The 13744-nt window shown below is 66.2% G+C and carries 14 protein-coding genes; 8 read left to right on the top strand and 6 right to left on the bottom strand.

Translation table 11 applies throughout. From position 1 onward, the window contains the following. Nucleotides 1–122 precede the first annotated feature (122 nt). Nucleotides 123–839, bottom strand: coding sequence for a transcriptional repressor LexA (gene lexA, locus WAQ08_RS15265; RefSeq protein ID WP_422192622.1), 717 nt, complete (start codon nt 837–839; stop codon nt 123–125). Between the two features lie 82 nt (nt 840–921). Here lexA and WAQ08_RS15260 point away from each other — a divergent pair, with 82 nt between their 5' ends. Beyond that, nucleotides 922–1914 carry an asparaginase gene (locus WAQ08_RS15260; protein ID WP_422192621.1) on the top strand — a complete coding sequence of 331 codons (993 nt, stop codon included), beginning with the start codon at nt 922–924 and terminating at the stop codon, nt 1912–1914. Between the two features lie 72 nt (nt 1915–1986). Here WAQ08_RS15260 and WAQ08_RS15255 read toward each other — a convergent pair whose 3' ends face one another. Beyond that, on the bottom strand, nt 1987–2592 hold the full coding sequence (locus WAQ08_RS15255) for a methylamine utilization protein (protein ID WP_422192619.1): 606 nt from the start codon (nt 2590–2592) through the stop codon (nt 1987–1989). A 104-nt stretch (nt 2593–2696) separates the two neighbouring features. Continuing rightward, nucleotides 2697–3191, bottom strand: coding sequence for a group I truncated hemoglobin (locus tag WAQ08_RS15250; protein ID WP_422192618.1), 495 nt, complete (start codon nt 3189–3191; stop codon nt 2697–2699). Between the two features lie 110 nt (nt 3192–3301). On the opposite strand from WAQ08_RS15250, the gene WAQ08_RS15245 reads away from it, so the two are divergent. The 7 genes from WAQ08_RS15245 to WAQ08_RS15215 all read left to right on the top strand — a co-directional run bounded on the left by WAQ08_RS15245 (nt 3302) and on the right by WAQ08_RS15215 (nt 10295). Continuing rightward, the gene (locus WAQ08_RS15245; RefSeq protein WP_422192616.1) at nt 3302–4285 is read left to right on the top strand and encodes a DUF3034 family protein; all 984 of its coding nucleotides are present in this window, start codon (nt 3302–3304) and stop codon (nt 4283–4285) included. Between the two features lie 108 nt (nt 4286–4393). Beyond that, nucleotides 4394–5632 carry an efflux RND transporter periplasmic adaptor subunit gene (locus tag WAQ08_RS15240; protein ID WP_422192615.1) on the top strand — a complete coding sequence of 413 codons (1239 nt, stop codon included), beginning with the start codon at nt 4394–4396 and terminating at the stop codon, nt 5630–5632. Nucleotides 5633–5648: 16 nt separating this feature from the next. Further along, on the top strand, nt 5649–7676 hold the full coding sequence (locus WAQ08_RS15235) for a MacB family efflux pump subunit (RefSeq protein ID WP_422192613.1): 2028 nt from the start codon (nt 5649–5651) through the stop codon (nt 7674–7676). A 46-nt stretch (nt 7677–7722) separates the two neighbouring features. After that, the gene (locus tag WAQ08_RS15230) at nt 7723–9177 is read left to right on the top strand and encodes an efflux transporter outer membrane subunit (protein WP_422192612.1); all 1455 of its coding nucleotides are present in this window, start codon (nt 7723–7725) and stop codon (nt 9175–9177) included. After that, the gene (locus tag WAQ08_RS15225; protein ID WP_422192611.1) at nt 9174–9863 is read left to right on the top strand and encodes a glutathione S-transferase family protein; all 690 of its coding nucleotides are present in this window, start codon (nt 9174–9176) and stop codon (nt 9861–9863) included. Before WAQ08_RS15230 ends, WAQ08_RS15225 begins: the two co-directional genes overlap by 4 nt. 25 nt (nt 9864–9888) lie before the next feature. Continuing rightward, nucleotides 9889–10104, top strand: coding sequence for a ribbon-helix-helix protein, CopG family (locus WAQ08_RS15220; RefSeq protein ID WP_422192610.1), 216 nt, complete (start codon nt 9889–9891; stop codon nt 10102–10104). A 5-nt stretch (nt 10105–10109) separates the two neighbouring features. Then, the gene (locus WAQ08_RS15215; protein WP_422192608.1) at nt 10110–10295 is read left to right on the top strand and encodes a hypothetical protein; all 186 of its coding nucleotides are present in this window, start codon (nt 10110–10112) and stop codon (nt 10293–10295) included. Between the two features lie 31 nt (nt 10296–10326). On the opposite strand, the gene WAQ08_RS15210 is transcribed toward WAQ08_RS15215, so the two are convergent. From WAQ08_RS15210 to WAQ08_RS15200, 3 genes are all read right to left on the bottom strand, one after another. Beyond that, on the bottom strand, nt 10327–10848 hold the full coding sequence (locus WAQ08_RS15210) for a GAF domain-containing protein (protein WP_422192606.1): 522 nt from the start codon (nt 10846–10848) through the stop codon (nt 10327–10329). A 168-nt stretch (nt 10849–11016) separates the two neighbouring features. Beyond that, nucleotides 11017–13020 (bottom strand): acetoacetate--CoA ligase, encoded by a 2004-nt coding sequence (locus WAQ08_RS15205; RefSeq protein ID WP_422192604.1) that lies wholly within the window; start codon nt 13018–13020, stop codon nt 11017–11019. A 102-nt stretch (nt 13021–13122) separates the two neighbouring features. After that, on the bottom strand, nt 13123–13623 hold the full coding sequence (locus WAQ08_RS15200) for a nucleoside deaminase (protein ID WP_422192603.1): 501 nt from the start codon (nt 13621–13623) through the stop codon (nt 13123–13125). Nucleotides 13624–13744 lie beyond the last annotated feature (121 nt).

Here is a 13744-nt window from a genome sequence, read left to right as displayed (position 1 = left end):
TGAAGTTCGGCAGGATTCCGTCAGGACCATCAATGCTCAGGATCGCTCCGCGTGGGCCTGTGGGCCGGTCGGGAGCAAATGCCCGCCACCTGGGCATCGATGGGGTGCTGCTGCAGCCTGGGCTACAGCAGCATGTGGTTGCGTATCAGCCCTACCGCCAGGCCTTCGAGTTCGAACTCAGGGTGGTTGGGGGGCACGACGATGGGCTCGAAATCAGGGTTCTCGGGCAGCAGCGAAATGCCTTGGGGTGTGCGCTGGAAACGCTTGACGGTGACCTCATCGCCCAGGCGGGCGACCACGATCTGGCCGTTGCGGGCCTCACGCGTGCGGGCTACGGCCAGCAGATCGCCATCGAGGATGCCGACATCCTTCATGCTCATGCCCTTGACGCGCAGCAGGTAGTCGGGGCGCTTGGCGAACATGCTGGCTTCGACGTTGTAGGTGCGCTCGATGGATTCCTGGGCCAGGATCGGGCTGCCGGCGGCCACGCGGCCGATCAGTGGCAGTGCCAGTTGCTCCAGGCCGGGCAGAGGCAGGCTCAAGCCACCCAGCACCTGGCTGATCAGGCCGGGCTCATCCGCAGAGCGCTTGCGGGCCTCGTTGACGGTGCGAAGGGTGCCAGCCTTGAGGCGGATGCCGCGCGAGGTGCCGCCCACTAGCTCGATCACGCCTTTGCGGGCAAGGGCCTGCAGGTGTTCTTCTGCCGCGTTGGCCGAGCGAAAGCCCAGCTCAGCAGCGATCTCGGCACGCGTGGGCGGGGCCCCTGTGCTGGCGATGGCACGCTGGATGAGTTCGAAGATCTGTTGCTGACGCGGTGTAAGTTTGGGTTTATCGTTCATGGCGGCACCAGAAGGTTTGCTGTCATTTTATACAGGGCTGTTGCTTTGTCCAGTGTTTTCGTGGCATTCAGGAGACGAAGTGATGCATGACGCGCTTGCTTCCGGCGTGGTGGTGGTGATGGGAACGGGCGGCACGATCGCCGGTGTGTCCACCACGGGGCGTGATCAGGACTACCTGGCCGCCCAACTGGACGTGACGCAACTGGTGGCTGCGGTGCCGACGCTGGCAACGCAGCCCATCGAGTCGCTCCAGGTGGCGCAGCTTGACAGCAAGGACATGGGCTGGGATGTTTGGCGTGCGCTGGTGCAAGCCCTGTCAGAGGCCCTGGCCAGGCCCGACGTGCTCGGGGTGGTGATCACCCATGGTTCGGACACGCTCGATGAAACGGCCTGGCTGCTGCATCTGCTGGCGCCTCCGCTCAAGCCCGTGGTGCTGACGGCGGCCATGCGGCCCGCGTCGTCAGTCGAGGCCGATGGGCCTCGCAACCTGGCTGATGCCGTGTGCGTGGCGCGCTGGGCAGCCGATCAAGGGCTTGCCGGTGTGGTGGCGGTGCTCGAAGGCAAGGTCTGGGCAGGCACGGATGTGCGCAAGGCCCACAGCCGGGACATCGATGCCTTCGATGGTGGTGGGGCCGAGCCGCTGGCGCTGGTCAGCGATGGCCAGGTCATGCCGATAGCGGATGCTGTCTGGGTGCCGCCGCGTGGGCAATGGCTGCAGTCCATGAGCGCGTTGCCACATCTGCCCCGTGTCGAAATCATCACCAGCCATGCCGATGCCGATGGCGCCGTGGTCGATGCCTTGCTGGCGACCTGGCCCGCCTCGGATGAGCGCCGCTTGCGTGGCTTGGTCGTGGCCTGCACGGGGCATGGCACCTGGCACCGGGAACTGGAGCCGGCGCTGCTCAGGGCACGCCGTGCCGGAGTGGTGGTGTGGCGCAGCTCGCGCGTGGCGCGCGGTGGCGTTGAATCAAGGCCGGATGACACCTGGCCCGTGGCTGGGCGGCTCACACCGGCGCAGGCACGCGTGGTGCTGGCGATCACCCTGGCCTTGAGAGCGCCCCCAGGGCCGGGCTGAGCCCGGCCCGCCCCCCAAGGGAGATGAGAAAACTTGGGACGGCCCGGCGTTTTCTCATGAGACCTCGGCTGATCACTTCATCCGCAGCGTGACCGGTGCGCCGGTCTTGAGCGCCAGCTCGACGGGCGGGGTGGTCTCGCCCATGGCCGGGTACCACACGTGCGCCTTGTGCTCGCCGGCCGGCAGGTCGATGCTCACCTTGCCTGCGGCATCGGTGGCGCCGAAGTAGGGTGTGTCGACCACGTGGATGTAGCCCACCATGGTGTCGTGGATGTTGCAGCCCAGCGTGGCCGTGCCAGGCTTGTCGAACACGACAGGGCTGGCCGGTGTGCCGGCGTACAGCTTGATCTCGAACTTGCGCGCCGGCGAGAACGAATAGACGTGGTGCCGCACCGTGTCAAGGTTCGGGAAGCTCACGGCCGTGCCGGTCTGCACGGGCAGCACGGTGGGCGTGAAGCGGCGGTTCTTTTGCACCATGTCGGCGGAGGTGCCGGCCGGTGCCGTGGCCTTGGCGCCCTTGACCATCACCGACACGGCGGCCGATGCGATGGGCTGCCCTGACGCATCCACCACGGTGATGGCCTGCGGATCCGCGAAGGCGGCGGTGCAGGCCAGGGCCAGGGTGCTGATCGACAGCGACAGGCGGATCGGTGTGGTCAGGTGGGCGGCAATGTTCATGGCGATTCCATTGGTGCAAAACTTCTGCGTGAGGGGCTGTGAAGAACCTGAGGCAGCAGCGTTGACACGGGGTACGACGCGCGTGGGGGCTTGTGTTCGCGGGTTCAGTGGGTGACCATCTCACTGCGGCTGGGGGCCAGGCGTCGCAGCAGTTCGTTCTTGGCGCCGTTGGGCACACCGGCGGCATCCATCTCTTCGCGCAGCGTCTGCACGAGCACGTCGAACTCGGAGCCGCCCAGGTTCAGGTCAGCATGGGATTTGTGCATGTCTTGGCCTTCGTACGCGCAGGGGCCGTCAGCCACCTTGCAGATGTAGTTGCCGACGCTGTCGATCAGGAAGGGCATCTTGATGCCCTTGAAGCTGCGGCCCGCCACGGGGTCGGCCGCCACGCGGGTCAAGGCCTTGCCGGTGAAGGCCCGGATGTTGTCCGGCCCACCGAGTTGCTTGTAGAGCGGTACGTCTGCCTGGTAGGTGGTGGTGCACCCGGTGGTCCACAGCAGGGTGGCCAGTGAGGCTGCCAGCAGCGCGCGCAGGGGGAGCAGGCGAGGGGGGGGCGAAGGGGCATGACGTTCTCCATGAGATTTGGCTGTCGTCGTCATAAATTTTCGCGGGGATCTGCCGATGATGATCCCAGCAATAGGGGGCCGGACAGCGGTTGTTTGTGCATTCCGACTCGATCGAGTGACTCTTTCCTGGATAGGGCCCAGCCATGACCAATCCGTATCACCCCTGCCGCCAGGCGGATCATGATCCCGTTTCACCGCCTGTGGCAAGTGCAGTGTTCGCACGCGGCTTGCCGCCTGCGAAGCGCCGTCTGGCCTGGCAGGCTGCCAGTGTGCTCATGGTTGGCGCCGGGTTGTGGTGGGCCAGTCCGGCCCATGCCGGTGACCGCCTGCTGGCCACCTGGGGCGTCACCGCTGTCGATGGCACGGCGGGTGGCGGGCTCACCCCCTGGGCCGTGATCGCCGGGGGCGGCTCGAGCGACCAGATCGGCGGCTCGGCCTCCGTGACCGAGGTCAAGACGCGCGACCACCGCCTGCGCGTGGCCAGTGCCGCCGTGGGTATCCGTGACCGCGTCGAGCTGAGCATGGCGCGCTGGAGCTTCAAGGTCAGCGAAGATGTGATCCCCGGCGGCAAAGGGCTGGAGATGAGCGTGCTGGGCGCCAAGGTGAAAGTGGCCGGAGATGCTGTCTATGCGCAGGACAGCTGGATGCCGCAGATCAGCGTCGGTGCCCTCTACAAGATGGCCGACGATGTCGATTTCCTGAAGGCTGTCGGCCTGCCCATCCGTTCCGGTGAGGATCTGGAGTTGTACGCCAGCGCCACCAAGGTGTGGCTGGGCGCGTTGGCCGGCTACAACGTGCTGGGCAACGTCACGTTGCGCTGGACCCGTGCCAACCAGTTCGGCCTGCTCGGTTTCGGCAGCGACTTCGAACCCGACCACCACCTGAAGGTGGAGGGCAGCCTGGGTGTGATGCTGCGCGATGACCTGGTGCTGGGCGGAGAATTCCGCAGCAAGCCCGACAACTTCGGTGCGGTGCCCGGCTTCGAGGAAGACAATGCCTACGACCTGTTCCTGGCCTGGTTCCCGCACCGCCACGTGAGCCTGACTGCTGCCTGGGTCGACCTGGGCAACATTGCCACCAAGAAGAAGCAGCGCGGCTGGTATCTGTCAGGCCAGTTGACCTTCTGAACGCAGCCTTTGGCCTTGTCCTGAAACCCCACCGAAAAAGCGGTTTCTTTACATTGGATTTACCGGCACGCAACGGGGCGACAACAAGGATGCATCACACTGCGTCGCATGAACGCATTGACATCGAAACGCTGGTGGGCGGGTTGGAAGTTCTGGGTGGCGCTGCTGCTGATCGCGGGCGCGGCCTGGTTCGTCAAGAGCAAGTGGTTCAGCCCCCCGCCCATTCCCAAGGTCATCACCACCGAGGTCCGCAAGGCAGACATTGAAGACAATGTGCTGGCCAGCGGCACGGTCGAGGCTATCAAGCAGGTGGCGGTGGGTGCCCGGGTGTCCGGTCAGATCAAGAAACTGTATGTGCAACTGGGGGATCAGGTCAAGCAAGGCCAGCTGATCGCCGAGATCGATGCGGACACGCAGACCAACACACTGCGCAATGCCGAGGCCGCGCTGCGCAGCGCCCAGGCCACCCGCGTGGCACGGCAGGCCTCGCTGGTGCAGGCCGAGCTGACTTTCAAGCGCCAACAGCAACTGCTGGCGCAGGACGCCACCTCGCGCGAATCCTTCGAGGCGGCCAAGGCCAGCCTGGACACGCTCAAGGCCGAAGTGGCCGCGCAGGATGCGCAGATCGACCAGAACCGCATCAGTGCCGACACGGCCCGCGTCACCCTGGGCTACACCCGCATCCTCGCGCCGATGGATGGCCGCGTGGTGGCGGTGGTGACCGAAGAAGGCCGCACCGTGAACGCCACGCAGTCGGCCCCGACCATCATCAAGCTGGCTAAGCTGGACACCGTGACGGTGAAGGCGCAGATCTCCGAAGCCGACGTGGTGCGCGTCAAGCCCGGCCTGCCGGTGTACTTCACCATCCTGGGCGAGGCCGACAAGCGTTATGAAGCCAAGCTGCGCGCCATCGAGCCCGTGCCCGAATCGGAGCAGACGGATTCGAACACCTCGATGTCCTCGTCCAGCAGCAGTTCGTCGACGACGACGGCCGTGTACTACAACGGCCTGTTCGATGTGCCCAACCCCAATGACAAGCTGCGCGTGTCGATGACGGCGCAGGTGTCCATCGTGTTGGCCGAGGCCAAGGACACGCTGGTGATTCCGTCGTCGGCGCTGAGCGACCGCCGCGACAAGAGCGGCCATTACACGGTGAGTGTGCTGGAGGGCGACGCCAAGAACCCCAGCATCACCAAGCGCAAGGTGAAGATCGGTCTGAACAACCGCGTGCAGGCACAGGTGCTCGAAGGCCTGAACGAAGGCGACAAGGTCGTGGTGGGCGAAGCCCAGGCGGGCGACTCCGGCAGTGTCGGCCGCGCTGGCCGCCGTGGCCCGGGCATGTTCTGAGCCGGGGGATCAACCCATGACCAAGGCAAGGCCTGATCATCAAGGCACGCCGCAACCGCTGCTCGAAGTGAGCGGGCTGTGGCGCGAATATCCATCGGGCGATGGCACGGTGGCTGTGCTCAAGGATGTGAACCTGCGCATCGACGCGGGCGAAATGGTGGCCATCATCGGCGCCTCCGGCTCGGGCAAGTCCACCCTGATGAACATCCTGGGGTGCCTGGACCGGCCCACGCGTGGCGACTACCGTGTCAGCGGGCAGAGCACCGCCATGCTGGAGCCGGACGAGTTGGCCCGCCTGCGGCGCGAGCACTTCGGCTTCATCTTCCAGCGCTACCACCTGCTGGGTGATCTGTCGGCCGTGGGCAATGCCGAGATCCCGTCCATCTATGCGGGCACACCGCGCGAGGCCCGCCGTGAGCGTGCCAGCCAGTTGCTGACGCGCCTGGGTCTGGGCGAGCGCCTGGCCAACCGGCCGGGGCAGCTGTCGGGCGGCCAGCAGCAGCGCGTGAGCATCGCGCGGGCGCTGGTCAATGGCGGCGACGTGATCCTGGCCGACGAGCCCACGGGCGCGCTGGACAAGACCTCCGGCCAGGAGGTGATGAAGATCCTGCGCGAACTGCACGCCGAAGGCCACACGGTCATCATCGTGACCCACGATCCGCAGGTGGCCCGCAACGCGCAGCGCATCATTGAGATCAGCGACGGCGTGATCGTGGCCGACCACGCCAACACCGACCCCGCGGGCGATGGCACCGAGCACATCGAGGCCGCACCGCAAGGCGAGGGCAGTGCCATCCGCCAACCCAAGCAGGCCGCACCTGGCTGGCTGGGCGCCCTGGCCTCCAACTGGGGCCGCCTGGGCGAGGCCACGAGCATGGCCTTGCGCGCCATGGCCGGCCACCGGCTGCGCACCTTACTGACCATGCTCGGCATCATCATCGGCATTGCCTCGGTGGTGTCGATGGTGGCCCTGGGTGAAGGCTCGCGCCAGCGCGTGCTGGCCGACATCAGCGCGATGGGCACCAACACCATCGACATCTTCCCCGGCAAAGGTTTTGGCGACCGGCAGGCCAACCGCATCCGCACCCTGGTGCCGGCCGATGCCGATGCGCTGGCACAGCTCACCTACGTGGACAGCGTGACGCCGTCCGTCAGCACCAGCCTGACGCTGCGGCGCGGCAACGCCGAGGCCTCGGCCAGCGTGACCGGCGTGGGCGACCAGTTCTTCCGCGTCAAGGGCTACACGATGGACAGCGGCATGTCCTTCGATGCCGAGAGCGTGCGCCGCCAGACGCAGGAAGCCGTGATCGACCCCAATGCGCGCGATGCTCTGTTCAAGCCGGGCGAAGACCCGGTGGGGCAGGTGATCTTCCTGGGCAACGTGCCTGTGCGCGTGACGGGCGTGACCAAGGCGCAGGACGGCATGTTCGCCAGCGACAGCCTGAACGTGTGGGTGCCCTACACGACGGCCATGCGTCGGCTGATGGGGCAGAACTACCTGCGCAACGTCACGGTGCGCATCAGCGACGACGTGTCGTCCTTGGCGGCGGAGAGGGGCATCACGCGCCTGCTCATCCAGCGCCATGGTTCGCAGGATTTCTTCGTGCGCAACAGCGACAGCATCCGCCAGACCATCGAGACCACCACGCAGACGCTGACCTTGCTGATCTCGTCGATCGCCGTGATCTCGCTGATCGTGGGTGGCATCGGTGTGATGAACATCATGCTCGTGTCCGTCACGGAGCGCACGCAGGAGATTGGCGTACGCATGGCCGTCGGGGCGCGGCAGGGCGACATCCTGCGGCAGTTCCTGATCGAGGCGGTGCTGGTGTGCCTGCTGGGCGGTATCCTGGGCATCTTGCTGGCCCTGGGCATCGGGCAGATCTTCGACAAGTTGGCTGGAGGCAACTTCAGCATGGTGTACTCGACGACCTCCATCGTGATGGCCTTCGGCGTGTCCAGCCTGATCGGTGTGGTGTTCGGCTTCCTGCCGGCACGCAACGCGGCGCGGTTGGACCCGGTGGAAGCCCTGGCCCGCCCCTGATGGGGTGCACTGGCCGCAGGCCGATGACGACAGACACAACAAGGACATGGACGAGATGAGCACAGCCTCGCAACACCCTTTGGCACGACGTACCCTGGCGGCCAGTGCCGTGCTGGCCTGCCTGTTGCTGACGGCTTGTGCTACCCAGACGGCTGGCCTCAATGCCCCGCAGGCTGGCAATGCGCAGGTGCCCGGCCAGTTCCAGTACGCCGCAGCGCCTGCCGGCACGGCGCGCGCCGTGGCGCTGGACGAGGCCTGGTGGAAGGGCTTCAACGACCCGGTGCTGAGCGACCTGATCGACCGGGCCCTGGCCCGCAACACTGACTTGGCCGTGGCGGCCCTGCGCGTGCGCCAGGCCCAACTGCAGCTACAGCAGTCTGAAAGCGACCGCCTGCCCAGATTCTCCGGCAACGTGAACGCCAATGCTTCGCGCCGCGTCGGCGAATCGCAGCCCACCACGCGCTCGGCCTCGGCCAGCGTGGGGGCCAGTTGGGAGCTGGATCTGTGGGGCCGCCTGAGCGCCCAGCGCGACGCCGCCCAGTGGGAGGCCGCGGCCACCGAGGAAGACCGCCGTGCCGTGGCCCTGAGCCTTGTGGGCACCACGGCCACCCTGTACTGGCAACTGGCCTATCTGGAGCAGCAGGTGGACACGGCCGAGCAGAGCCTGGCCTATGCGCGCAAGACGCTGGACCTGGTGCTGGCCCAACGCCAGGCGGGCAGTGTCTCCGGCCTGGAAGAGGCCCAGGCCCGCCAGAGCGTGCTGGCCCAGGAGGCTTCCTTGTCCCAACTGGTGCAGCAACGCGTGGTGGTGCGCCAATCGCTGGCCCTGTTGCTGGACGAGCCTTCGCAGAACGCCGATGCCGTGCTGCCCAAGCCGCAGTGGCCCGCCACGCCCTGGCCCGAGTTGTCGCCAGGGTTGCCAGCCGAGGTGCTTTCACGCCGCCCCGATCTGCGTGCGGCCGAGGCCCGCCTGCGCGGCTCTTTTGCCAATGTGGACGTGACCCGCGCCTCCTACTACCCCACATTCACGCTCAATGGCAGCGTGGGCGGCAGCAGCCAGTCATTGAGCAATGTGCTGGCCAATCCGGTGGGCACCCTGGGCGCTGCCCTGGCCTTGCCCTTCCTGAACTGGGGCACCATGCAGCGCAACGTGGCCATCTCGCAGGCCCAGGCCGATGCGGCTGTGCTCGATTTCCGCAAGACGCTCTACCAGGCCCTGGCCGACGTGGACACGGCCCTGTCGGCCCAGACCCAGCTGCAGCGCCAGGCCCAGTCGCAGAATGATCGCCTGGTGCAGGCCCGCAAGGTCGAGCAGCTCACCGAGTTGCGTTATCGTTCCGGGGCTGATCCGCTCAAGATATGGCTGGACGCGCAGGAATCGCGCCGGCAGGCTGAACTGGCCGCGGCCCAGGTGCGCTACAACCAGCTCGACAACTGGGTGGCCCTGGTGCAGGCCCTGGGCGGAGGCACCATGCCACCCGCCGAGAAAGCCCCGTCATGATCACCGTTCACCACCTGGAAACCTCCCGCTCGCAGCGTGTGCTGTGGCTGCTCGAAGAGCTGGGCGTGCCCTACGAGATCAAGCTCTACAAGCGCGATCCGCGCACGAAGCTGGCCCCGCCCGAGCTCAAGAAGATCCATCCGCTGGGCAAGTCGCCCGTGATCACCGATGGCAACTTGGTGGTGGCTGAATCGGCTGCGATCCTGGAATACCTGGTGGACCGCTATGGTGCGCAGGCGCAGGGAGAGGCCGCACAGTTGCTGCCCCATCCCGGCACGCCAGAGCAACTGCAGTGGCGCTTCTGGATGCACTTTGCCGAAGGCTCGCTGATGAACTGGCTGGTGATGAAGCTGGTGTTCATGAGCATCCCTGGGCAGCCCATGCCTTTCTTCGTCAAGCCCATCGCGCGCAAGTTGTGCGCGCAGGTGCAGGCCAAGCTGATCGATCCGAATCTGAGCAACAGCCAGACTTTCATCGAGAACCACCTGAGCACGCACACCTGGTTCGCCGGGGATCGGCTCACGCTGGCGGACTTCCAAATGAGCTTTGCCGTCGAGGCCCTGCTGGCCCGCAGCCAGCAGGCGGCGCAGCTATGCCCGCACCTGGTGGCCTACAAGGCGCGCATGGTGGCGCGGCCAGCCTACCAGCGTGGGCTAGCCAAGGGCGGGCCGGTGGTGATGGGTTGAGCGGCTTGATCCAGGAAGGCATCGCATGCAACGCCCGGCCAGCTCTATCGACGACGAACTGGCCGAGCAGTTCGAGTGCTGGTCCGAACGCAAGGGCTATGACAACCGCTCCGAGGCCTTCCGTGACCTGTTGAGGCGCGAGTTGGGCGACGAGCCGATCCAGTCCGATCCCCTCAGCCCCTGCGTGGCCACCTTGACCTACCTGTACGACCACATGAGCGCACGCTATTGCCGCGCCTGATGGACATGCAGCACGACCATCATGACCTCACGGTGTCGTCCATGCACGCCCACCTGGAGCACGATCTGTGTGTGGAGACGCTCCTCCTCAAGGGCCCGGCAGGTGAAGTGCGGGCCTTCGCGCATGCCGTGCTGGCCGAGCGGGGCGTTCGGCAAGGTCAGTTGCATCTGGTGCCATTGCACCAGGTCTGATGAGCGCTGAGGCGGGTGTGAGCCAGCTGGCTCAGGCCACCGAGCTGTGCTGCTCGGCGTTGCGGTAACGCGCGATGCCGATGCCGATGACAGAAGCCGCCGTGCGCAGATCAACCTCGTCGAGTTTGCTCCAGATGCGAGGCGTGTCGCGCTGTTCCAGGCACAGCACGCCCAGCGGCTGGCCGTTGATCTGGAAGGCCACATCCAGCAGGGCTTGCACGCCCTGCGGAATGAGGTAGCTGTCCCGCAGACCGGCCAGGTTCGGATCTTCCTGCGCCTTGGGAGAGCTGTAGACCTTGGCGTTGATCAAGGCATCGAAGTAGGCCTGGAAATTGGCCTCATACAGCTCGACACCCGTGGCAGAGAGGGTGGGGTTTTCAGAGAAAGCGGCCACGCACAGCAGGTAGCGGCCGTTGGCGCCATCCTTGAGCACCCACAGACTGGCCATGGAGCACTGAAAGCGCTTGTGCAGCGCTTCGGCGACCAACTGGCGATACCTGGGCAGCCCGTCAGGGCTGGACAGCACATCCGCAGCGGCACGCAATTCAGACATCAATTCGTGGCTTGCGGGCATGAATCTGGGCTATTGGTTTGCGTCACACTTTACCGAATCTCAGCAAGCAGCACGCAAGAAACTGGTCCCGTTACATCAGCCCCAGCCAACGGCATCGCCAAACCGGTAATACCCAACAGTTGCCGCTGCGCCGCAACAACAGTGCAGTCAACCTGCGGTGGGTGCCTCCGCCTGTGCCACGTACCACGGCACGCATTGCGGGTTGGCCATGGCCTCGCGGTTAACGACCTTGTCGATCGGCTGGCCCAGGAAGAGCTTCTTGATCGGCACCTCCTGTTTCTTGCCGGACAAGGTGCGCGGTATCTCGGGCGCTTGAAGGATGTCGTCGGGGATGAAGCGCGGTGACAGCGCCGTCTTGATCGCGCCCTGGATGCGGGCAGTGAGGGCCGCATCGAGCGTGAAGCCTTCGCGCAGCACCACGAAGAGCACCATGCGGCTGGCGCGGCCCAGGTACTCCAGGTCGATCACCATCGAGTCGAGCACCTCGGGCAGTGCCTCGACCGCCGCGTAGATCTCGCTGGTGCCCATGCGCAGGCCGTGGCGGTTGATGGTTGCGTCGCTGCGGCCGTAGATGACGCAGCTGCCGTTGTCGTTCACCTTGATCCAGTCGCCGTGGCGCCAGACGCCGGGGTAGACGTCGAAGTAGCTCGACAGGTAGCGTGCGTTGCCCTGGTCGCCCCAGAAGAACAGCGGCATTGAGGGAACGGGCTTGCTGCAGACCAGTTCGCCCACCTCGCCGGTGACGGCCTGGCCTTGCTCGTTCCAGGCTTCGACGGCATGGCCGATGGCGCGGCACTGCATCACGCCGGGCTCGTTGGGCAGTTCGCGGTGGCCGCCCACGAAGATGCCGGCGAAGTCGGTGCCGCCCGAGAGGTTGTTCCACCAGATGTCGGGTGTGCCGATGTGCGCGAACTGTTCGGTGCCCCAGCGCTGCACGTCTTCCGACAGGGGCGAGCCGGTGGAGCCGAGTGCGCGGATGCGCGTCAGGTCGCCGCACGCGGCGATGTCCACGCCGGCCTTCATGCAGTTGGCGTAGAAGGCCGCCCCCGCGCCGAAGTAGGTGACCTGGTGGCGTGCGGCGAAGCGCCACAGCACGGTCCAGTCGGGGGCCTCCTTGCCGCCGCCTGGGCTGCCATCGAACAGGCAGATGGTGGCGCCGTCGAGCAGGCCGGCCACTTGCGTGTTCCACATGATCCAGCCGGTGGAGCTGTACCAGTGGAAGCGCTCGCCAAAGCTGTTGGGTGCGTAGCTGGGGCCGATGTCGTTGTGCTTGCCGATGGCCGCGACGATCGTGATGATGCCGCCGTGGCCATGCACCAGCGGCTTGGGCAGGCCGGTGGTGCCGCTGGAGTAGACCACCCACAGCGGATGGTCGAAGGGCAGCCATTCGGGTAGGAAGGTGCGCGTGGCCTCGTCGTCACGGGCGGTGGCCTGAGCGTAGGTCAGGTCGGCGGTCGGCAGGCCGCGCGAATGGGCCGATTGCAGCACGATGAGCTTTTCGACCGTGGGCAGGGCGGCGCGCAAGGCAGCCACCGTGTCGGCTCGGTCGATGGCCTTGCCGGCGTAGTACACGCCATCGGCCGCGATCAGCACCTTCGGCGCAATCTGCTGGAAGCGGTCGGTCACGGCCTGGGCGCCCATGTCTGGCGCGCACACGCTCCAGATGGCGCCGATGCTGGCGCAGGCCAGGAAGGCCACGATGGTTTCGGGCACGTTGGGCAGGTAGGCGGCCACGCGGTCGCCCCGGCCCACGCCCAGTTCGCGCAAGGTGAGCGCGAAGGACGCCACCTGGCGCTGCAGTTCGGGCCACGGCAGCTCACGCGCCTCACCCAGTTCGTTGTCGCTGATGATGGCGGGCTGGCCTGCACGCTGGGCTGCCTCGGCATGTCGCAGTACGCGCTGCGCGTAGTTCACCTGTGTGCCCGGGAACCACTTGGCGCCAGGCATGGTGGCGTCTTCCAGTGCCACGGTGGGTGGCACGGGCGAGTCGATCGCATCGTGTTCCCACAGGCTCATCCAGAAGGCTTCGGGCTCATCGACCGACCAGCGCCACAGCGCCTCGAAATCATCGAAGCGCAGGCCATGGCGCTTCTCCAGCCATTGCTGGTACAGGCGGATCTGGGGGATGTAGGGCGCGGCTGTCTTGGTCATGCGGACGATTGTGCCGCGCGCCTGGCGCCACGTGCAGACAGGGGATTCCCAATGCGTAATCAGGACTGCACGCCAGCGCTTAAACGTTCAGGATTGCCAAGTTCATGGGTGCCAGAAGCCCTTGTGCAAGGCGGCCATGGCTTCTTCCACTTCGGGCACAGGGCCGATGACCTCGATGGGCTTCTGGCCGCGCGCGAACACCTCGCGGCAGGGCAGGCTCATCGTCGGGTTCTCTTCGGCGTTGCCGGTGAGTTCCAGCAGGCGGTGCTCGGTCATGCCGTACACCACGCGGCCGATGTTGGCCCAGTACTGCGTGCCGGCGCACATCACGCAGGGCTCGACCGTGGTCACCAGTGTGCACTGCCACAGCACCTCGGGGCTGAAGTTCAGTGCCGCGGTGCGGGCCAGCACGGATTCGGCGTGGTTCACGGTGTCGACATTGCCTTGCTCGGCCAGCACGGTCTCCCCATCGGGCCCGACGAGGATCGCGCCGAAGGGGTGCTTGCCCAGGCCCATGGCACGACGCGCGACCTCGTTGGCGCGGTGCAGGTGCTTGACGATCTGGGCCTGGCTCAGAGGGGGCCGGGCGGGATGGGTGCTCATGGTTCTACTGCTTTGAGGTGATAACAAGGTGACGACCGATGCCTACACCGGGCATCGGTCCAGGCCGATAGCCGCATGGGCGCAAAGGCGATGCAATGCGGTGAACATTGTTCTCATGACA

The organism is Aquabacterium sp. (assembly GCF_049274795.1).
GTDB lineage: Bacteria > Pseudomonadota > Gammaproteobacteria > Burkholderiales > Burkholderiaceae_C > Aquabacterium.
The sequence above is the reverse complement of the archived record's forward strand: the minus strand, read 5'-3'. Positions and strand labels throughout refer to the sequence as shown.